Here is an 18,965-nt window from a genome sequence, read left to right on the forward strand (position 1 = left end):
CCGGCGCGCGCGATGGGAGGCCGACGGTCCGACACGGACCCCGTTCTCTCCGCTCCCGCCGCCGCTTCGGTTCGCCGGCCGAGCGAGCCCTCCCCTGCGACGGGACGAGGGGCAGGATGCGGGAGGCGGGAGGTGGGGCGGGGAGATGAAGACGAGCGGGGCGCGGAGGCGGGAAATATCAGGCGCTGCGAAGCCTTGATGTGAAGGCCGGCGGATTTTCCTTCTCCCACAAGGGGAGGCGGTCCCGCTTGCCCACGGCCGACGAAAGACCGACCCTTGGCGCAAACGGGAGGCTTCGATGAGCGCGCAGACCCATTACCTGGCCGTCTTCACCAGCGACAAGACCGGCCCCAAATGGCGGGCCTGGCGCGCCATGAGCGAGGCCGAGCAGGCCGAGACGGCCCGCCTCGGCGTCGCCGCCGTCGCCGCCTGGGAAGAGGCGCACCGCGACTCCATCGTCTTTCAGGGCGGCCCGCTGGGCCCGACCAAACGCATCGACGACGACGGCGCCGTGAGCGACGTGGTCAACCTGCTGACCGTCTTCATGGTCGTGCGCGCCGACAGCCACGAGGCGGCGACCCGGCTGTTCGAGAACCACCCGCACATGAACCCCTTCCCCTGCGACGGAGTGGAGGTGATGCCGGTGCTGGGGTGAGGCTCAGTCGGCGCCGGGCGGCGGGGTCCAGTTCGGATCAGAAAACCAGTCGGCGGCGAGGTCGCGCCAGTCGGGGTTGTCCTTCTCGATCAGGGCCAGCTTCCAGTCGCGCAGCCACTTCTTGATGCGCCGCTCGCGCCGGATCGCATCAAGCATCAGGGCGTGCTGCTCGAACCAGACCAGACGGGTGCAGTCATAGGCGTCGGTGAAGCCGGAAAAGGCGCGCGTCCTGTGCTTCCACACGCGGCTTTCCAGATTGGAGGTCGAGCCGGCGTAGAGCGTCCCGTTGCGCCCGCTCGCCATGATGTAGGTCGCGATGAAGGTGCGATGGGTCGCCATGCGCACAACCTATGCCGCTCCCCCTCTTTCGTCATCCTCCGGGCCGCGCGCAGCGCGGAACCGGGGGACCCAGCGGCGCCGAAGGCGATGTTAGCACGGCCGCCGAGCGTGGATCTTTCGCGCTCCCGCGCGCCGCTGGGTCCCCCGGTCTGCGCCGCTGACGCGGCTTGCCGGAGGATGACGGAATAAAGAGAGCGAATCCGACGCGGATCAACGCAACTCCGAGGCTGGGGCCACCACGCTTACCGAAATATCGCCCGAGGCAAACCCACCGACTTCGACATACGTGGTCTCCTTCACGTCATAAAAGACCACAACACCTTCTTTAGATCCCGCTTCGTGAAGGTAACTCATCATCTGAGCAACGCCAGCATCGCGCCAACTCTCTCCATACCGCCATCGCTTCAGCTCCACAAAAACTGAAGCCCCCTTACCCAAAACAACCATATCGACGCGATTACGAGAATCACCTACACCAACGTCAGTAACAACTTCAAAATCTGGAAGCAAAGTTGAAATATATCCCTCCAATCCACCCAGAAGTCTAGTTTCACTTACGCTTTCAGACTGAGAGATTGGCTGATTGGAGAAAAAATCAACTACAAGCTTTCTAATCAAAAATCCGAGATATGGCGCGTCAACCGCACCGGAATCAACGACCTCAGGAACAGGAGCCGCAACCTCCTTCACAGCCTCCTTGGCTTCTTTAAATGATATGAAACCAGAAACTTGCCGAATAAGAAGTTTCGAAAACGCAGAAACCGAAACAATAGCTAAAAAAGCTTCATCTTGATCAAAGAAAAGATTGTAATCATGTGTTGACGGATTCCTCCAGTTCGTCCTGTAGTCCTTCAACTGGGCCAAAACCCTGTCTTTGAAAATCTTCTTCTGCTCTAGATACTTCTCAATAGACGCCGGCGTTTTTCCAGAGGGGTCTTTTTCTGCGAGAACTCTATACGCCTCCTTGATGCTCCCCTCGAACGCTTGGTTAGTTCGATAGATCGCATCATTAAAAGCCGAGTCCTCCCCTTCGGCTTGCCCCCGCGCCAGATGACGATAAGCGATCTCGATATGATGCAACACAGCCTTCAAGCCAGCAGTATGCTCGCCGTCTGGCACGGCCTCGATATCAGCCCGTATCGTTTGCAAAAGATCCACAGAACACGGATACGGCAGCTTGCCTGAACCGGTCAAGCTACCCTCAGTGCACCCTAGCCTTGCCGATCTCCAGCCCGTCCGCGCCGGCTGACACGGCCACAACCGACCCGTCCTCGATCTCGCCGGCCAGCAGCTTCTTCGCCATCGGGTCGACCAGCTCCTTTTGGATGACGCGCTTCAAGGGGCGAGCGCCGTACACCGGGTCGTAGCCCTTGTCGGCGAGCCAGGTCAGGGCGCTGTCGTCCAGGGCCAGCGTCAGGCGACGGTCGGCCATCAGCTTTTCCAGACGCGCCAGCTGGATGCGGACGATGCCGCCCATCTGTTCGCGGCCGAGGCGGTGGAACAGGATGATCTCGTCGATGCGGTTCAGGAACTCGGGCCGGAAGTGGGCGCGGACCTGTTCCATGACCAGCGGACGGACGGCCTCGACGTCCTCGCCCTCGGGCTGGTCGGCCAGATACTGGCTGCCCAGGTTGGAGGTCATGATGATCAGGGTGTTCTTGAAGTCGATGGTGCGGCCCTGACCGTCGGTCAGGCGGCCGTCGTCCAGCACCTGAAGCAGGACGTTGAAGACGTCGGGGTGGGCCTTCTCGACCTCGTCGAACAGGACGACCTGATAGGGGCGGCGACGCACCGCCTCGGTCAGGGCTCCGCCCTCGTCATAGCCGACATAGCCCGGAGGGGCGCCGATCAGGCGGCTGACCGAGTGCTTCTCCATGTATTCGGACATGTCGATGCGGGTGATGGCGTTGTCGTCGTCGAACAGGAAACCGGCCAGGGCCTTGGTCAGCTCGGTCTTGCCGACGCCCGTGGGGCCGAGGAAGAGGAAGCTGCCCAGCGGCTTGTTGGGGTCGTTCAGACCGGCGCGAGCGCGGCGCACGGCGTCGGAGACGGCGGCCAGGGCCTCGTCCTGACCGACCACGCGGCGGCCCAGTTCGTCCTCCATCTTGAGCAGCTTCTCGCGCTCGCCCTCCAGCATCTTGTCGACGGGCACGCCGGTCCAGCGGCTGACCACGGCGGCGATCTGTTCGGCGTCGACGACTTCGGGCGTGAGCGGGGCGGCGACCGCCGCCTGGGACTCTGAATCCGCGAGTTGCTTCTCCAGCTGGGGGATCTGGCCGTAGGCGATCTCGGACGCGCGGCCCAGGTCGCCGGCGCGCTGGGCGGCGGCCAGTTCGAGGCGCAGGCGGTCCAGGGTCTCGCGCACCTGGGCGCCCTGGCCGACCTTGTCCTTCTCGGACTTCCAGCGGGCGGTCATCTCGTCCGACTGGCCCTGCAGGTCGTCGATCTCGTCTTCCAGCTTCTCAAGACGGTGCTGAGAGGCCTGATCGCTCTCCTTCTTCAGCGCCTCGCGCTCGATCTTGAGCTGGACCAGGCGGCGGTCGATCTCGTCCAGGGCCTCGGGCTTGGAGTCGACGGCCATGCGCACGCGGCTGGCGGCCTCGTCGATCAGGTCGATGGCCTTGTCCGGCAGGAAGCGGTCGGTGATGTAGCGGTTCGACAGGGTGGCGGCGGCGACGATGGCGCTGTCGGAGATGCGCACCCCGTGGTGGACCTCATACTTCTCCTTCAGGCCGCGCAGGATGGAGACGGTGTCCTCCACCGACGGCTCCTCGACGAAGACCGGCTGGAAGCGACGGGCCAGGGCCGCGTCCTTCTCGATGTATTTGCGGTACTCATCCAGGGTGGTGGCGCCGACGCAATGCAGTTCGCCGCGCGCCAAGGCGGGCTTGAGCAGGTTGGAGGCGTCCATGGCGCCGTCGGTCTTTCCGGCGCCGACCAGGGTGTGCATCTCGTCGATGAAGAGGACGATCTGGCCCTCGGCGGCGGCGACCTCGTTGAGGACGGCCTTGAGGCGTTCCTCGAACTCGCCGCGGTATTTGGCGCCGGCGATCAGCGCGCCCATGTCCAGCGACAGGACCTTCTTGTCCTTCAGGCTTTCGGGCACGTCGCCGTTGACGATCCTCAATGCGAGGCCTTCGACGATGGCGGTCTTGCCGACGCCGGGTTCGCCGATCAGGACGGGGTTGTTCTTGGTGCGGCGGGCCAGGACCTGAATGGTGCGGCGGATCTCTTCATCGCGGCCGATGACGGGGTCGACCTTGCCGTCGCGCGCGGCCTCGGTCAGGTCGCGGGCATAGCGTTTCAGGGCGTCGAAGCTGTCCTCGGCGCCTGCGCTGTCGGCGGTCTTGCCCTTGCGGATTTCGGCGACGGCGTCGTCCAGCTTCCTGGCCGTGACCCCGGCGGACTTCAGCGCCTCGGCGGCGGCGCCGCCTTCCTTGGCGATAGCGGCCAGCAGGCGTTCGGTCGTGACGAAGGCGTCGCCCGCCTTCTTGGCGGCCTCTTCGGCGGCGTTGAAGACGCGCGCCAGGTCGCCGTCGAGGTAGAGCTGGCTCGAGCCGCCCTCGACCTGGGGCCGCTTCTTCAGCAGGCCTTCGGTGACGGCTTCGGCGGTGGCCGGGTCGCCCCCTGCCTGATCGATCAGCTTGCGGGCCAGGCCGTCGCGCTCCTCGAGCAGCACCTTCAGCAGGTGTTCGGGCGCGAATTGCTGGTGACGGCGGGCGAGGGCCAGCGACTGGGCGGACTGGACGGCCTGTTTGGCGCGGTCGGAATAGAGGTCGAGATTCATGGCGTTCGGTTTCCCCTCGGGAGGCGGATGTCGACTCAATGCGCCCTTACAGGAAGCGACGCCTTGAGCTGTCGCAAACGAGGTGGGTGTGGCCGATGAGACACGCAAGGGGCCCAGCTATGGAACCATAAGCGTCGCCGTGCGCTTGCGGCCCATGCTGACGACCAAGATGAACCCCCGTGTCTTCTGGGGGGCCAGCGCGATCGCAGGCGGACTGCTGCTGCTCGCCCTGCTGGCGCCCGCCACGTCCGGCCTGCTGTTCGGACGCGCACAGGCCTGGGTGATCGAGACCTTCGGCTGGTTCTACGTCGCCTCCGTGGCCGGGTTCCTGCTGTTCGCGACCGTGCTGGCCGTGGGGCCGACCGGGCGGCTGAAGCTGGGGCCGGACGACGCCGAGCCGGACTTCCCCTACGTCTCCTGGCTGGCCATGCTGTTCGCGGCGGGCATGGGCATCGGCCTGATGTATTTCGCCGTGGCCGAACCGGTGCAGCACTACATCGCCCCGCCCGAGGCCCAACCCGGCACCATCGACGCCGCGCGCGAGGCCATGGTCATCACCTATACCCACTGGGGCGTCCACGCCTGGGCCATCTACGCCGTTGTCGGGCTGAGCCTGGGCTATTTCGCGCACCGGAAGGGGCTGCCCCTGACCATGCGGTCCAGCCTCTATCCCCTGCTGGGCAAGCGGGTGAACGGCCCGATCGGCGACATGGTCGACATCTTCGCCATCTGCGGCACCCTGTTCGGCATCGCCACCTCCCTGGGGCTGGGCGTGGCCCAGATGAACTCGGGCCTCAACTACGTCTTCGGCCTGCCCAGCAGCGTCACCATGCAGGTGGCCCTGATCGTCGTGGTCATGGGCGTGGCGACCCTGTCCGTCCTGTCGGGCGTGGACAAGGGGGTTCGGCGTCTGTCGGAGCTGAACCTGCTGCTGGCCGTCTGCCTGATGCTGTTCGTGCTGATCACGGGGCCGACGCTGTTCCTGCTGCGGGCCTATGTGCAGAATTTCGGCCTCTATCTGGATCATTTCTTCGTCCGCACCTTCACCCTCTACGCCTATGAGCCGCGCGCCTGGATGGCGGACTGGACGCTGTTCTACTGGGCCTGGTGGATCGCCTGGTCGCCGTTCGTGGGCATGTTCATCGCCCGCATCTCGCGCGGGCGCACGGTGCGGGAGTTCCTGATCGGCGTGCTGCTGGTCCCGTCGGGCTTCACCTTCCTGTGGATGACGGTCTTCGGCAATACGGCCATGAGCTTCGACATGGCCCAGGCGGCGGGGGCGATTTCCGACGCGGTCCAGGCCGATCTGTCGACCGCCCTGTTCAGATTCCTGGAGTATCTGCCGGGCGCGGCGATCACCTCGACCCTGGCCATCGCCCTGGTGGCGGTCTTCTTCGTCACTTCGGCGGATTCCGGCTCGCTGGTGATCGACACCCTGGCGTCGGGCGGGGCCGAGGACACGCCGCGCTGGCAGCGCATCTACTGGTGCGTGCTGCAGGGGCTGGCGGCGGCCCTGCTGCTGCTCGCGGGGGGTCTGGGCGCCCTGCAGGCGGCGACCCTGGTAGCGGCCCTGCCCTTCGCCGTCATCATGATCCTGGCCTGTTTCGGCCTGGCGCGGCAAATGGGCGCCGACCTGAGGGGCGAGGCCGTCGAGACCGAGGCGGCGCCCTTGCGCGAGCAGCTCAAGCGCATCCTGGCCCCCGCCAGCCGCCGCGACATCGACCGCCAGATCGCCCGCCACGGCGCCCCGGCGCTGGAAGAGGTGCGCGCCGCAGTGGTCGCCGAGGGTCTGGAGAACAGCGAGGTCCAGAGCGACGACAACGGCGTCTGGCTGAGGGTCGAGCACGCCAACGGGCGGGACTTCCTGTATCGGCTGGGCGCCCGGTCGCGGCCTCGCCCGGCCCTGACCGCGCTGGAGGCGCCCGAAAGCCGCCGCGCCCTGGAATGGCGGCTCAGCGCCGTGACCGGCGACGGCACGCGCCCGCGCGACGTGACCGGCTTCACTCGCGCCCAGATCGTGGCGGACGTGCTGGAGCACCTGCAAAGGTGGCGGTTGGCGGCGTAGGGTCTGTGAAATCTCCGCTCGCCCCGGCGGACGCCGGGGCCCAGTAAGAGCCGCGTTCGCAGTATGAACCGTCGCGCCTGAAGCCAAAGCACTGGATCCCGGCATCCGCCGGGATGAGCGGGATGAATGGGGGGCGCCCCTTGGCCCGGCGAAGCGGCGGCGGTAGCGTCGCCGTTCAGTCTTCGGGAGCGTCCTTGATGTCCATCCGCCTGTCGCGCCGCGCGGCGTTGATTTCCTCCGCCGTCGCCGCCACGGGCGCGGCCCTGCCCGCGACCGGCTGGGCCCAGACCAGCGCCGATACCCGCTCCGACGAGGAGATCGCCGCCGCCGCCGACGCCTGGGTGCAGCGCTGCATGGCCGCCTGGCCGGAGCAGCCCGCCGTCTCCCTGGCCCTGGTCCGTGACGGCAAGACGGTGCTGGCCAAGGGCTACGGCGTGCGCCGCCAGGGCAAGGCCGAACCGGCCGACGAACACACCCTGTTCGCCATCGCGTCGAACTCCAAGAACGTCACCGCCGCCTGCCTGGCCATCCTGGTCGACGAGGGCAAGGTGAAGTGGGACGAGCCGATCCGCACCTATCTGCCGGGCTTCACCCTGTCGGACCCGTTGGTGAGCCAGCAGATCACCGTGCGCGATACGCTGAGCCACCGCGCCGGTTTCGGCCTGGGCGCGGGCGACCTGCTGTTCTGGCCCAACAGCGACCGGACGCGCGCGCAGGTGCTGGCCCAGGCCGCCTTCGTCCCGATCGAGGACGGCTTCCGCGAGGACTACGACTACTGCAACCTGATGTTCGTGGTCGCGGGGGCGGTGATCGAAAAGGCATCCGGCCTGTCGTGGGAGGACTTCGTCCAGACCCGCATCTTCGACAAGGTCGGCATGAGCGAGAGCGTGCCCCTGGCCCGCCTGGCCGATCCGGCGAAGTCCGCCCTGCCGCACGGCCGCGTCGGGCCGCCCCTGCGCTATCAGGGGCCGATGACCCAGATCGCCGAATCCATCGTCGAGGTGTGGAACTGGGATTCGGCGGCGGCGGCCGGGGGCATCTGCGCCAGCGCGACCGACTGGGCCAAATGGATCGCCGTGCGTCTGAACGAAGGCAGGCTGGCCGACGGGACGCGCCTGTTCTCCGAAGCCGCCGCGCGCGAGATGTACAAGCCCAACATCGTGGTCTCCTCGTCCAACGGACCGACGGCGGAGCTGCCCAACCGCGCCGTGGCCTCGACCTACGCCATGGGGCTGCAGGTGCAGGACTATCGCGGCGAACGGCTGGCGACCCACGGCGGCGGCTCGCCCGGCGGCATTTCGGCCACGGTGCTGATCCCCGGCCGCAAGATCGGATTCTCGGTCTTCACCAACGCCGAGGAGAGCTTCCTGCTGCGCGCCCTGCGCTCGGGCCTGTCCGACATCGCCATGAACAAGGTCGACGTCGACTGGATCGCGGATTCGAAAAAGCGCGAGGCCGAGGGGATCGAGAAGTCGCTGAAGGCCGCCGTCGAGATCGACGCCAAACAGGCGGCGGGCGCGGCCCCGTCCCTGCCGCTGGAGGCCTACGCCGGGACCTGGCGCGATCCCTGGTACGGCGACATCGTCATCGAGCCGAAGACCGAGGGGCGCGGCCGCAACCGCAAGTCCGGCCTGTGGCTGCGCTTCACCCACACCCCGGCGCTGCAGGGCTGGCTGGAGCCCTATGACGGCGAGACCTTCCGCACCCGCTTCCCCGACAAGCGCGAGGAAGACGCCTTCGTCACCTTCAGCATCGCCACGGCCAAGCCCGCGACGGCCACGGTCAAGGGCGTCTCGCCGGACATCGACTTCAGCTACGACTATCAGGACCTGCGGCTGACGCGGGTCTGAGGCGGCGGCTCAGGCGCGCGGAATGGCGACCACGACGCGGCGGTTCCTGGCGCGGCCCTCGGGGTCGTCCTGGCCGTCGGTCGTCGCATTGGGCGCTGCGGGTTCGGCCTCGCCGCGGCCCTCGGCGTGCAGGCGATCCGCCGGGACGCCGCCCGACGCCGCGAGCCACTGCGCCACCGCCTCGGCCCGTCGCCTGGAAAGCGCGAGATTATAGGCGTCCTCGCCGACCGCATCGGTATGGCCGACCACGGTGATGCGGCCCGATCCCGCCTGAGCAGCCAGTTCGGCCGTGCGACGCAGCGCCGCTTCCGCCTCCGCCGTCAGCCGGGCGGAATCGAAGGCGAACAGCACGTCGGACGCCAGTTCGACAATGGTCTGCGTCTCGGTCTGGCGCATGGCGAAGCCGCTGATCCGGCCGGTGAGGCCGCTGACCTGACCCGTCAGACGAGCGCCGGCGCCCAGAGCGCCGTTCTGGGCGCCGGTCCCCGCCGTCGGCGGCGTGACGGGGTTCGCCTCAACCTGCGGCGAGGGCGTCGGCGCAGCGGCGGGCGACGGGCCAGGCTCGTCGGACCGCTCGCCGGAACAGGCGGCCAGAGCCGCGACCAGCCCCGTCGCCGCGGCGACGACGCGCACTCGCCTCACCGCTGCACCGGCACGCCGTCAAACGGACTGACATCGGGCATGTTCAGGGAGATGGTGGCGCTGTCGGCGGGCGGCGCAGGGAATTTGAACCAGATGATCGCCGGCTTGTCCCGCCCGGTGCTGACGCCGATCCGCCCGCCTGAGAGCGGCGCGGCCATCCACTTCTTCTCCTCGTCCTGCAACACGCCGTAGCGCTGCGAGGTGGCGTCGTCGATGACGCTGACGTCGCTGATGTTGAAGAACCACTGGGAGACCGCTTCGCCGGGCGGCGGGGTGTAGCGCAGCTCCACCGTCAGGATGGAGCCCGTGACCTGGACCCGCGTCAGGTCCACGGTCGACCCTCGAGGGCCTGGCGAGGAGCGGAGCGCCGCCGCCGGAGGAGGAGGAACCGGAGACGCCGTGACCTTCGGGGACGGCGCCGTTTCAGGCGCGGCGGCTGCGGGCGGCGGCGCCGCGTCCTCGGCCTTCTCGGCCTGGCCCTGACCACACGCCGCCAGAGCCGGCATCATGAGTCCGAGAAGAACGGGCAGGCCCCGTACTGACGGCCGCAACTTCATGAAACATCCCTTCCTTCAATCGTTCGTGATCGTCAGAAGGCCTGAGCGGCGCACCCGGTTCCGTCGCCTTCGACCTAACGGGTCGCCGGGCGCCGCCCCGCCTCGAGGATCGGCATCCCGGCCTCGGTGGGGATGTAGATGGTCTGGCGGCCTTCCTTGCCGGCCGTCTCTTGCAGCATGTTGATGTAGGACCAGCGCAGATAGGCCTCGGGGCCGCCCAGGGCCTCGGCCATGATGCGGTTGGCCTCATTGGCGCCCTTGGCGCGCTCGATCTCGGCCTGGGCGGTCAACTTGGCGGCGTCCAGCGCGGCCTGGGCCTCCAGCACGCGGATGCGGCGGTTCTGCACCGCCTCCTCATAGGCGGCGCGCCCGGCCATCTGCTTGGTATAGACGTTGTAGGTCGGGAAGCCGATCAGCACGACCGCCAGGACGACGGCGATGGCGATGATGGATCCGAGCGTGAGGCCGACGCCGCGCATGCGCGTGCTCCCGAATTAAGGCGAGGAAAGCGCAGGGTGACGGGCGCGGCCCCGCCCGGTCAAGCCGCGATCAGCGCGTCAGCTCCAGAATGTCGAGCTTGGATTCCTGCTTGGGGAAGGGAATGACCAGGCGCCAGCGCTGGGGTCCGATGCGCTCGAACACGCCCAGTTGGTCACGCTCGGCCTGAGCGCCGTAGGCCGGGAAGCCGGTCTCGTCGCCCCAGGCCTGGGCGCCGACGTAGACCAGGCGCCGGTCGGTGTCGGGATAGAGCAGGCCGCGCGTACGCTGGCTGCCAGTGGTCTTCTCCAGGATCAGGTCGCCGCCCGGCGTCAGTTCGACGCGGCAGCGGAAGGCGGGATAGGCGACGTAGGCCAGCCCCCCTGAACCGCCCTGGCCGGAATCGCGCGCGCCCAGCTTGATGGTCCGGCACCGGTAGTCGCCTGGCGGGGGTTGAAGACGGCCGGCCTGGCCGGCGTTGGGGTCGACCAGGACGCCGAGGGATTCCACCTCATCGGCGAAGCCCCGTTCCTCGGCCTCGGCCCGAGCCAGGCGCCAGGCCTGATCGAGACGACCCAGAAGGCTGGCGTCGGCGGGCGTGGCCACCGCGCGCCAGTCGTCGCCCCCGCCCTGCTCGCCCGGAGGCTGGGTCGCGGCCGGCGCCTCGGGCGCAGGAGCGGGAGCCTCAGGGGCCGCCTCGACGGGGGCCGGCGCGGGCGAGGCCGGCCGATCGGGCGCGGCGGCGCGGTCGCAGCCGGTCAGGGCGGCGGCGCTGAGAATGACGACGGCGCAGGCGGGTCCGAGGCGCATGGGAGTCTCCAACATCATCCCCTCCTAACGGCCGGGAACCGCGACGGTTCAGCGCGCCCGTTCAGCGCGAGGGAGTCGCGGGGACCAGCTCCAGCAGATCGAGGTTGGATTCCGTCGCCGGCCAGGGCGTGACCAGGCGCCAGCGGGCCTCGCCGACGCGCTCCAGCACTCCGACCATGTCGCGTTCCGGGCGTTGGCCATAGCTGCGCGCGGTCGGTTCGGACGCCAGGGCCATGGAGCCCAGGAAGACCATCTCGCGGTCGTTCTCGGGGAAGAGCAGGCCCGCCGGACGCTGGGAGCCCGTGCGCTTGACCAGCTTCAGCCCGGCCGGGGTCTGTTCGATGCGGCAGGCGAACCAGCCGTAGACCACATAGCCCAGGCCGCCCTCGTCGCCCTGGGACCCCAGCTTGACGGTGCGGCAGCGGTAGGCGCCGGGCGGCGGGGCGACGCCGGGACGGCCGGCGTCAGGATCGATCAAGGCGCCCAGGGCCGTCAGGTCGCCCGAGCCGGGCTGACGCCGGGCCTGCTCCAGCGCCAGGGTCCAGGCGGCGGCGCGGCGCTGGTAACGATCGCGGTCGGCCGGGGTGATGACGCCGCGCCAGTCGTCCAGCACGACGCCGACCGGCGCCTCGGGCGCCGGCGGAACGGGCGGCGGCGCCGGGGGCGGCGGCGGAGGCGGCGGCGTCGTGGCGCAGGCCGCCAGGGCCGCCGCAGCCAGGGCCGGGCCGACCCAAGCCTTGAACAGGGGCGTCAGAGGTCGGTTCGGCATAGGCGGCATCTCGGTCTTCTCACGCGACGAGGATCGAAAGCCCCGTTTCTCTTAGGAAGCCGCCATGAGGCGCGGCGTCAACCCCGCCCGTCGTCGCGAGCGCGTGAGGTCGTCAGGCGCGCATCGCCGTTTCGGGCGGGGAAGAGGGCGTCAGAAGACGCGCCAGAGCCCCCGCCAGTTCGGATAGGGCGACCGGCTTGGTCAGGTATTCGGCGAAGCCCGCCGCCTGGGCGCGGCCCACCCAGTCCGGGTCGACCGCCGCCGACAAGGCCAGGACAGGCAGGTCGCGGGTCAGGGGTTCCTCGGCCAGGGCGGTCTTGACGGACAATCCCTCGGCGCCGTGCAGATCGAGGTCGAGAACCACGGCGTCGGGCTGCAGATCGCGCGCCAGATCCGTCCCCTCCTGCGCGGTGGCGGCGACGTGAAGCTGGATCGGACCCAGGGCGTGCAGCAGCCGACGCATCAGGGCGACGGCGGCCGGGTCCTCGGCGATGTACAGCAGGACGGCGTTCGGCAGGCGCGGCAGGGGCGGGGCGGCCTGGAGCTGAGGACGAGGGGCGGCCTGCGGCTCGGAGGGCGGCGCAGCGGGCAGACGCAGGGTGAAGGCGGCCCCCTCGCCCTCGCGGCTCTCGACCGCCAGATCGCCGTTCATGGCGGCCGCCAGACGACGCGCGGCGGCCAGGCCGACGCCCGCGCCGTCGGTCGAGGCGACGGGCCGCCGGCGCGGGACGAAGGGGTCGAACAGAGACTTGATCCGGCCGGGCGACAGGCCCGGCCCCGTGTCGCGCACGGTGATCCAGACCTCGTGGTCGACGCGGCGTCCCTCGATCAGGACGGTCCCGCCCGGCCGGTTGTGCTGGACGGCGTTGCCGATCAGACCGCTCATCACCTGGTCGAGGGCGCGAGCCTCGGCCTGGACGGTCAGACCGGCCTGGAACGGCGGCGGGCGCAGGTCGACCCCCGCCGCTCGAGCCTGATCGGCCAGGGCCTGGCAGATGCGGCGCGCGACCAGCAGAGGGTCCAGACGCTCGGAGGCCGCCGCACCCGCAGAGGCGGCGCCGGCGAAGACGGTCAGGCCCTCGACCAGGGTCCGCAACCGGACCGCCGCCTCGCGAATCTGATCGACGGCCTGGGCCTGGCGATGGCTGAGGGGGTCGTTGACGGCGTTGATCCGCAGCAGGTCGGCGAAGCCGAGAACGGCGTCCAGGGGGCCGCGCATCTCGCGACTGGCGGCGCTCAGCAGGGCGGCGTGGGTGCGTCGGCCGGCGGCCTCGACCGCCTGGGCCCGCAGCAGGCGCGCCTCGACGTCGCACACCGCGCCCTCCAGATCGACGATGCGGCGTCGGGCGACGGCGGCCTGACGGTCATGCAGCCTCTGCGCCGCGCCTATGCGCCCGTGGGCGCCGATCGACAGCCTGACGCCGGCGATCCCCGTCGCCAGACCGAGGGCGACCGCCAGTAGAACGAATTCCATCACACGTCCTCCCGATGGCTCGAGAGTGACGCGCAACTGGTTGCATTAATATGAACGCACCCGCTTAGGTTGCGATCTCGCCCTATTCGTCGTCGGCGACCGCCTCGGCCTTGCGGCGCGGACGGCGGGTGCGCGGGGCGGGCGTTTCGTCGCTCGGCGCGGCGTCTTCGATCGCCGTGGGGCGAGTCAGGAAGCCCGGCAAGGCCGCAGCGGCGTCATCGGCGGCGGCCGGAGCAGCGGCGGCGGCGCGCGGACGACGCGTGCGCGGAGCCTTGGCGACGGGTTCATCGCCGGCGTCGGGCACGACATCGGCCGAGGGCGCGTCGGCTGCGTGATCGGCGACGGCAGGCGCGGCGGCTTCGGGAGCGGACTCGCCGAACGGACGGCCCTCGTCCTGGACCGTCGCGGCGTCGTCGCTGGAGGCGTCGTCGGACTCGCCGTTCTCGAAGCGGCGATTGCGCTCCTCGCGGCGGCGCTCCCAGCGCTCGCGGCGGGATTCGCGACGGCCGCCCTCGCGGTTGTCGCCGTCGCCGTTTTCACGCGGTTCGCGCGGTTCGCGTGCTTCTCTGGGCTCGCGCGGTTCGCGATCGCGGTTGGCCTCGCGCTCGGCGCGTTCGGCCTGACGGCGAGCCTCTTCCTCGACCCGGCGCTCCTCGGCCTGTTGGGCGGCGATGATGGCCGCCGCCTGGGCGCCCGACTCGTCCTCGAAGTCGATGTCGAAGCCCTGGCCCGCCTGTTCGCGCTGGGCGATCTCGCTGACCGAGCGCTGCGGCTGAAGGGCGCGCAGGACGCGGAAATAGTGTTCGGCGTGCTGGGTGTAGTTCTCGGCCAGAACGCGGTCGCCGGCGGCCGCGGCGTCGCGCGCCAGCTGCATGTAGCGTTCATAGACGGTCTGGGCGTTGCCCCGGACCTTGATGTTCTCGGGACCTTGCGAGTCCCAGGAACGGTTCGGATTGGTCGCGTTGGCGTTATTGCCGCCGCCGGGCTTACGGTTGCGTCCGCGTTGACGCTTCATGCCCTTGAAATCTCTCATCGGAGCTTACCGTGCTGGTGCGGGCCGCCGTCGAAGAAGACGGGCGGGACCCTGTTCGTCGTTCCGTTCGTTCGGGGCCTATCCCCGGTGCGATCTGTTCGGAAAACCGTGCGTTCCCCGTGGTCCGCCACGTCCGTCTTAGGGGCGCGACCGTCACTGAACTCCGACGCGCTTGTTCAGGCGAACCGGCCCGAAAAGGATGCGTTTGAGTGGGGAACACCACGGACTTAGCGCGCAGCGAGACGCTTTCCAAGGGTTTTTATCGCCGCAGACTTATTGAACGGGACCTTCGACCTCGGGGATGGGGCCGACGCGCGGGTCCGGGCCGTTGGTGACGACGCGGTCGCGGTTCGACAGATCCTGAACCACCTTGACGTCGGTGAAGCCCGCCGCCTCGAACAGGGCCTTGACCGCCTGGCCCTGATCCCAGCCGATCTCGACGGCGAAGACGCCTTCGGGACGCAGGATGCGGGCGATCTCGGGCGCCAGGTCGCGATAGGGCTGCAGCCCGTCCGGGCCGCCGTCCAGCGCCAGATGCGGGTCGTGCTCGCGCACCTCGGGGTCCAGGCCGGCGATGTCGCCGGTCGGGATATAGGGCGGATTGGACACCACCAGGTCGAAGCTGGCGTCGGCGAAGCCCGCCGCCCAGTCGGTGCGCATGAAGGTGCAGCGGTTGTTCAGGTCCAGATTGGCCGCGTTCTCGCGCGCCACGGCGATGGCTTCGGTCGAGATGTCGGTGCCGACGCCGCGCGCGCCGCGTCGCTCGGCCAGGGCGGCCAGCAGGATGGCGCCCGAACCCGTGCCCAGGTCGGCCATCTCGAAGGTCGAGTTCGGCGGGAAGGCGCGGACGATGACGTCCACCACCGTCTCGGTGTCCGGGCGCGGGCTGAGCACGTCGGGGGTGACGTTCAGCATGATCTTCCAGAAGCCCTTGCGCCCCAGGATGCGCGACACCGGCTCGCGGCGCAGGCGGCGGTCCACCATAGAGTCCAGCGCCAGGGTTTGCTCGGGGCTGAGCGCACGATAGGGATCGTTCAGGATATCGACGCGGCCCGCCCCCGTCGCCGCCTCAAGCATCAGGCGCGCGTCGATGGAGGGGCTGTCGAGGCCGGCGGCCTTCAGGCGGGCCTGGGCGCCTTTCCAGGCGGTCAGCAGGGTCGGTTGGGTGTTCTGATCGGACATTCCCGGTGATTGGGGTCTGTAACGCATGATTTCAAGACGGAACGGCCCGACAGCGTGGCCGTTGAAGGGCGAATGGGGATGAAACCACAGTCCAGTCATCGCGCTTCGCGCGCCGGGAAACGTCGCGCTGCGCGGGGGTCACACGGCGCGGCGGGCGGACTGCTGCGCTATCTGGCCGCCGCCGCGGGCGGGCTGGCGACGGGCGCGACGGCGGCGCACCTGCTCTACACCCAGGGCCACCGCTTCGGCCTGGAGCTGCGGCCCGAGCGGCCCGAGCCCCTGCCCCCGCGCGATCCCACGCCCGAGGACTATGACGCCGACGAGCCCGGCCGGGGCCGCCTGGCGCGCCGCCCGCTGGAGATTCCGCACAAGGGCTGGGTCGATATCCTGTGGCGCACGGTCATGGGCTATTTCGGCGACCGCGTCGGCTTCGTCGCCGGAGGCGTGACCTTCTTCATGCTGCTGGCCCTGTTCCCGACGCTGGGCGCCTTCGTCACCATCTACGGCCTGTTCGCCGATCCCGCCGACGCCTGGGGACAGCTGAGCTTCCTCTATGAGGTGCTGCCCGCCAATGTCGCCCAGTTCCTGGGGACGGAGATGACGCGGCTGGCGGGCAATTCGACCGGCCAGCTGACCTTCACCCTGGTCTGGACCCTGCTGCTGACGCTGTGGGCGGCCAACGGGGGGGTCAAGACCCTCTTTTACGGACTGAATCTCGCCTATCACGAGGTCGAGCGGCGCAACATCGTCGTCTACAACCTGATGTGCATGGGCTTCACCGTCTCGGCCATGGCGGCGGTGCTGCTGAGCTCGGCCCTGGTGGTGGGCGTGCCGGTGGTTCTGGCGGTGTTCGGCCTGCAGGACGAGTGGGCCTATCTGGCGCCGCTGCGCTGGCCGCTTCTGTTCTTCGGCTATGTCGGGGCGCTGGCCCTGATCTATCGGCTGGGGCCGAGCCGATCGCGGGCGCGCTGGCGCTGGCTGACGCCGGGAGCCCTGTTCGCGGCCAGCCTGAGCCTGCTGGTGTCCTTCCTGTTCAGCTGGTTCCTGACCACCTTCGTGCGCACCGATTCCTACGGCCCGCTGGCGGCGGCCATGGGCTTCCTGCTGTGGACGTGGTTCTCGGTGCAGGTGATCCTGATGGGCGCGCGGCTGAACGCCGAGATCGAGCACCAGACCGCGCTGGACACCACCACGGGCGCGCCCCTGCCGATCGGCGAGCGCGGGGCGGTGATGGCCGATTCGGTCGGCCCCCGGCGCGGCAATCCCGCCGCCCTGGCCTTCACCCTGAAATACGCCGAGGCGCTGGGCGACCGGGTGATGCGGCGGCGCTCCCGACGACCACCGAACAGGCAGCCTTAGAGCCGTCGCACATCACCACGCCGCCCAATCACGTTGAAGGTTCCATTTGACGTCACCCTCGGGCTTGTCCCGAGGGCCCAGGGTGAATTCAGACGAGATCCTGAGGCGCTTTCACGCCTTCGCTTGCGTCGTCTCACGTCAAGCTTGGCGTAACCATGGGCCCTCGGGACAAGCCCGAGGGTGACGGATATGCGGTTCCAGTTCCTAAGCGGGCCGTCGCGCCCGCAGGGCCTGGATGATGGTGCCGTCGTCCAGCCAGTCCAGCTCGCCGCCGACAGGGACGCCGCGCGCGAGGGAGGTGACCTGCACCCCCGCCGCCGACAGGCGCTCGGCCAGGTAGTGGGCCGTGGTCTGGCCGTCGACGGTGGCGGGCAGGGCCAGGACCACCTCCTTCGCCTCTCCGCCTTTCGCCCGGCCGATCAGTTCGGCGATGCGAAGTTGTTCAGGGCCGACGCCGTCCAGCGCCGACAGCAGGCCGCCCAGGACGTGATACTTGCCGCGAAAGGCGCCCGAGCGCTCCATGGCCCACAGGGCGCCCGCCTCCTCGACCACGCAGATCAGGGTGTTGTCGCGGGTCTGGTCCGAACAGACCGAGCAGGGGTCGCGCGTATCGGGCGAACCGCAGACCGAGCAGTTGACCACCTTGTCCGCCGTCTCGGCCAGGGAGGCCGCCAGCGGGACCAGCAGTTGCTCGCGCCGCTTCAGCAGGGCGAGCGCCGCGCGCCGGGCCGAGCGCGGGCCCATGCCCGGCAGCTTGGCCAGCAGGCTGATGAGCCGTTCGATTTCCGGCCCGGCGGAGGCGGCCATCAGAAGAGTTTCGGCATTCCGGGGATGTTCATCCCGGCCATCGGTCCGGCGGCGTCGCGCATCAGGGCGTTGTTGACCTCGTCCAGCTTGCGCTTGGCGTCGGCGTGGGCGGCGACGATCAGGTCGGCCAGGATCTCGCCCTCGCCGGGGGCCATCAGGCTGTCGTCGATCTTCACCGAGGTGATCTCGCCGGGGCCTTTCAGAGAGATGGTCACAAGGCCGCCGCCCGAGGTGCCCTCGGCGGTGGATTCGGCCATTTTCGCCTGGGCGTCCTGCAGCTTCTGCTGCATCGCCTGGGCCTGTTGCATCAGGGCGTTGAGGTCTTTCATGAGCCCTAGATAGGGCCAAGCGCCGCGCGCCTCCAGACCCTGACGAAGAAAGCCTGTCGCGCTCGCCTCCCTGCAAATTCGTCACAAAATCGGTTGCTGATCCCTTGACGGCGACGACTCGCAAAACTAATTAGCCACCATTGAAGTTACCAATCAGTTTTCTGGAGAAGCCCTGATGGCCTTTGACGCCCTTTCCGCCCGTGATCTTCCGGTTTCCGACGCCGTTCTGGCCCAGCTGTTCACCGAGGCGCGCACGCGCAACGGCTGGAGCGACCGGCCCGTGTCCGAAGACCTGATCCGCAAGCTCTACGACCTGACCAAGTTCGGCCCGACGGCGGTCAACATGACCCCGGCCCGCTTCGTCTTCGTCACCTCGCCCGAGGCCAAGGCCCGGCTGTCGACGCACATGGCCGAAGGCAACCGCGCCAAGACCCTGGCCGCGCCGGTCAATCTGATCATCGCCCAGGACATCGACTTCCACGAGACCCTGCCCAAGCTGTTCCCGCACGCGCCGGGCGCCCGCGACTGGTTCCCGGAAGAGGCGGGCCGCCGCGAGGCCGCCTTCCGCAACGCCTCGCTGCAGGGCGGCTATCTGACCATCGCCGCGCGCGCCCTGGGTCTGGACGTGGGGCCGATGTCGGGCTTTGACGCCGCCGGCGTGAAGGCCGAGTTCTTCCCCGACAGCAATGTCGAGCCGAACTTCATCATGAACCTGGGCTACGGCACGGACGAGAACCTGTTCCCCCGCTCGCCCCGCCTCGACTTCGAGGAAGCGGCCCAGATCCTGTAAGACTCCTGCCGTAAGGCCCGCGCCCTCGGGCTTGTCCCGA

The 18,965-nt window shown here is 69.0% G+C and carries 18 protein-coding genes; 5 read left to right on the forward strand and 13 right to left on the reverse strand.

The window, feature by feature from the left end; all coding sequences use genetic code 11:
* Nucleotides 1–298: 298 nt before the first annotated feature.
* The gene (locus tag ACWGL1_RS02645) at nt 299–655 is read left to right on the forward strand and encodes a hypothetical protein (protein WP_338577069.1); all 357 of its coding nucleotides are present in this window, start codon (nt 299–301) and stop codon (nt 653–655) included.
* A gap of 3 nt (nt 656–658) precedes the next feature.
* Here ACWGL1_RS02645 and ACWGL1_RS02650 read toward each other — a convergent pair whose 3' ends face one another.
* From ACWGL1_RS02650 to clpB, 3 genes are all read right to left on the reverse strand, one after another.
* Nucleotides 659–994, reverse strand: coding sequence for a GIY-YIG nuclease family protein (locus ACWGL1_RS02650; protein WP_452111095.1), 336 nt, complete (start codon nt 992–994; stop codon nt 659–661).
* A gap of 210 nt (nt 995–1,204) precedes the next feature.
* Nucleotides 1,205–2,188 carry a hypothetical protein gene (locus tag ACWGL1_RS02655; protein ID WP_338577073.1) on the reverse strand — a complete coding sequence of 328 codons (984 nt, stop codon included), beginning with the start codon at nt 2,186–2,188 and terminating at the stop codon, nt 1,205–1,207.
* A 7-nt stretch (nt 2,189–2,195) separates the two neighbouring features.
* On the reverse strand, nt 2,196–4,781 hold the full coding sequence (gene clpB / locus ACWGL1_RS02660) for an ATP-dependent chaperone ClpB (protein WP_452111096.1): 2,586 nt from the start codon (nt 4,779–4,781) through the stop codon (nt 2,196–2,198).
* Between the two features lie 88 nt (nt 4,782–4,869).
* On the opposite strand from clpB, the gene ACWGL1_RS02665 reads away from it, so the two are divergent.
* Both ACWGL1_RS02665 and ACWGL1_RS02670 read left to right on the forward strand, forming a co-directional pair.
* Nucleotides 4,870–6,846 carry a BCCT family transporter gene (locus tag ACWGL1_RS02665; protein ID WP_452111097.1) on the forward strand — a complete coding sequence of 659 codons (1,977 nt, stop codon included), beginning with the start codon at nt 4,870–4,872 and terminating at the stop codon, nt 6,844–6,846.
* 197 nt (nt 6,847–7,043) lie between these two features.
* Nucleotides 7,044–8,696 (forward strand): serine hydrolase, encoded by a 1,653-nt coding sequence (locus ACWGL1_RS02670; protein ID WP_338577080.1) that lies wholly within the window; start codon nt 7,044–7,046, stop codon nt 8,694–8,696.
* Nucleotides 8,697–8,705: 9 nt separating this feature from the next.
* Here the strand turns inward: ACWGL1_RS02670 and ACWGL1_RS02675 are convergent, their stop codons facing one another.
* The 8 genes from ACWGL1_RS02675 to prmC form a co-directional block, all read right to left on the reverse strand.
* On the reverse strand, nt 8,706–9,329 hold the full coding sequence (locus ACWGL1_RS02675) for an OmpA family protein (protein ID WP_452111098.1): 624 nt from the start codon (nt 9,327–9,329) through the stop codon (nt 8,706–8,708).
* A gap of 5 nt (nt 9,330–9,334) precedes the next feature.
* A complete protein-coding gene (locus tag ACWGL1_RS02680; protein ID WP_452111099.1) occupies nt 9,335–9,847 on the reverse strand; it encodes a hypothetical protein in 513 nt (170 codons plus the stop codon).
* Between the two features lie 122 nt (nt 9,848–9,969).
* Nucleotides 9,970–10,374, reverse strand: coding sequence for a hypothetical protein (locus ACWGL1_RS02685; protein WP_291782798.1), 405 nt, complete (start codon nt 10,372–10,374; stop codon nt 9,970–9,972).
* 70 nt (nt 10,375–10,444) lie between these two features.
* On the reverse strand, nt 10,445–11,182 hold the full coding sequence (locus ACWGL1_RS02690) for a DUF4893 domain-containing protein (protein ID WP_452111100.1): 738 nt from the start codon (nt 11,180–11,182) through the stop codon (nt 10,445–10,447).
* Between the two features lie 61 nt (nt 11,183–11,243).
* Complete coding sequence (locus ACWGL1_RS02695) at nt 11,244–11,951, reverse strand: DUF4893 domain-containing protein (RefSeq protein WP_338577087.1); 708 nt, start codon at nt 11,949–11,951, stop codon at nt 11,244–11,246.
* A gap of 112 nt (nt 11,952–12,063) precedes the next feature.
* On the reverse strand, nt 12,064–13,425 hold the full coding sequence (locus ACWGL1_RS02700; RefSeq protein ID WP_452111101.1) for a hybrid sensor histidine kinase/response regulator: 1,362 nt from the start codon (nt 13,423–13,425) through the stop codon (nt 12,064–12,066).
* Between the two features lie 82 nt (nt 13,426–13,507).
* Complete coding sequence (locus ACWGL1_RS02705) at nt 13,508–14,440, reverse strand: DUF4167 domain-containing protein (protein ID WP_452111102.1); 933 nt, start codon at nt 14,438–14,440, stop codon at nt 13,508–13,510.
* Between the two features lie 291 nt (nt 14,441–14,731).
* Nucleotides 14,732–15,640, reverse strand: a complete 909-nt coding sequence (prmC, locus tag ACWGL1_RS02710) for a peptide chain release factor N(5)-glutamine methyltransferase (protein WP_452111103.1) — start codon at nt 15,638–15,640, stop codon at nt 14,732–14,734.
* Between the two features lie 72 nt (nt 15,641–15,712).
* Between prmC and ACWGL1_RS02715 the strand changes: the two genes are divergently transcribed.
* Nucleotides 15,713–16,999 carry a YihY/virulence factor BrkB family protein gene (locus ACWGL1_RS02715; RefSeq protein ID WP_452111104.1) on the forward strand — a complete coding sequence of 429 codons (1,287 nt, stop codon included), beginning with the start codon at nt 15,713–15,715 and terminating at the stop codon, nt 16,997–16,999.
* Nucleotides 17,000–17,203: 204 nt separating this feature from the next.
* Here ACWGL1_RS02715 and recR read toward each other — a convergent pair whose 3' ends face one another.
* Complete coding sequence (gene recR, locus ACWGL1_RS02720) at nt 17,204–17,806, reverse strand: recombination mediator RecR (protein WP_452111105.1); 603 nt, start codon at nt 17,804–17,806, stop codon at nt 17,204–17,206.
* On the reverse strand, nt 17,806–18,135 hold the full coding sequence (locus tag ACWGL1_RS02725) for a YbaB/EbfC family nucleoid-associated protein (RefSeq protein ID WP_312220791.1): 330 nt from the start codon (nt 18,133–18,135) through the stop codon (nt 17,806–17,808). Before ACWGL1_RS02725 ends, recR begins: the two co-directional genes overlap by 1 nt.
* A 175-nt stretch (nt 18,136–18,310) precedes the next feature.
* On the opposite strand from ACWGL1_RS02725, the gene ACWGL1_RS02730 reads away from it, so the two are divergent.
* The gene (locus tag ACWGL1_RS02730; protein ID WP_452111106.1) at nt 18,311–18,925 is read left to right on the forward strand and encodes a malonic semialdehyde reductase; all 615 of its coding nucleotides are present in this window, start codon (nt 18,311–18,313) and stop codon (nt 18,923–18,925) included.
* The last annotated feature ends 40 nt before the right edge of the window (nt 18,926–18,965 follow it).

The organism is Brevundimonas sp. NPDC055812, assembly GCF_053616535.1.

Coding starts and splice junctions, on each gene's coding strand:
- ACWGL1_RS02645 (WP_338577069.1), top strand. CDS start 299: ATGAGCGCGCAGACCCATTACCTGGCCGTCTTCACCAGCGACAAGACC.
- ACWGL1_RS02650 (WP_452111095.1), bottom strand. CDS start 994: ATGGCGACCCATCGCACCTTCATCGCGACCTACATCATGGCGAGCGGG.
- clpB (WP_452111096.1), bottom strand. CDS start 4,781: ATGAATCTCGACCTCTATTCCGACCGCGCCAAACAGGCCGTCCAGTCC.
- ACWGL1_RS02670 (WP_338577080.1), top strand. CDS start 7,044: ATGTCCATCCGCCTGTCGCGCCGCGCGGCGTTGATTTCCTCCGCCGTC.
- ACWGL1_RS02680 (WP_452111099.1), bottom strand. CDS start 9,847: ATGATGCCGGCTCTGGCGGCGTGTGGTCAGGGCCAGGCCGAGAAGGCC.
- ACWGL1_RS02685 (WP_291782798.1), bottom strand. CDS start 10,374: ATGCGCGGCGTCGGCCTCACGCTCGGATCCATCATCGCCATCGCCGTC.
- ACWGL1_RS02690 (WP_452111100.1), bottom strand. CDS start 11,182: ATGCGCCTCGGACCCGCCTGCGCCGTCGTCATTCTCAGCGCCGCCGCC.
- ACWGL1_RS02695 (WP_338577087.1), bottom strand. CDS start 11,951: ATGCCGAACCGACCTCTGACGCCCCTGTTCAAGGCTTGGGTCGGCCCG.
- ACWGL1_RS02700 (WP_452111101.1), bottom strand. CDS start 13,425: ATGGAATTCGTTCTACTGGCGGTCGCCCTCGGTCTGGCGACGGGGATC.
- ACWGL1_RS02705 (WP_452111102.1), bottom strand. CDS start 14,440: ATGAAGCGTCAACGCGGACGCAACCGTAAGCCCGGCGGCGGCAATAAC.
- prmC (WP_452111103.1), bottom strand. CDS start 15,640: ATGTCCGATCAGAACACCCAACCGACCCTGCTGACCGCCTGGAAAGGC.
- ACWGL1_RS02715 (WP_452111104.1), top strand. CDS start 15,713: ATGGGGATGAAACCACAGTCCAGTCATCGCGCTTCGCGCGCCGGGAAA.
- recR (WP_452111105.1), bottom strand. CDS start 17,806: ATGGCCGCCTCCGCCGGGCCGGAAATCGAACGGCTCATCAGCCTGCTG.
- ACWGL1_RS02725 (WP_312220791.1), bottom strand. CDS start 18,135: ATGAAAGACCTCAACGCCCTGATGCAACAGGCCCAGGCGATGCAGCAG.
- ACWGL1_RS02730 (WP_452111106.1), top strand. CDS start 18,311: ATGGCCTTTGACGCCCTTTCCGCCCGTGATCTTCCGGTTTCCGACGCC.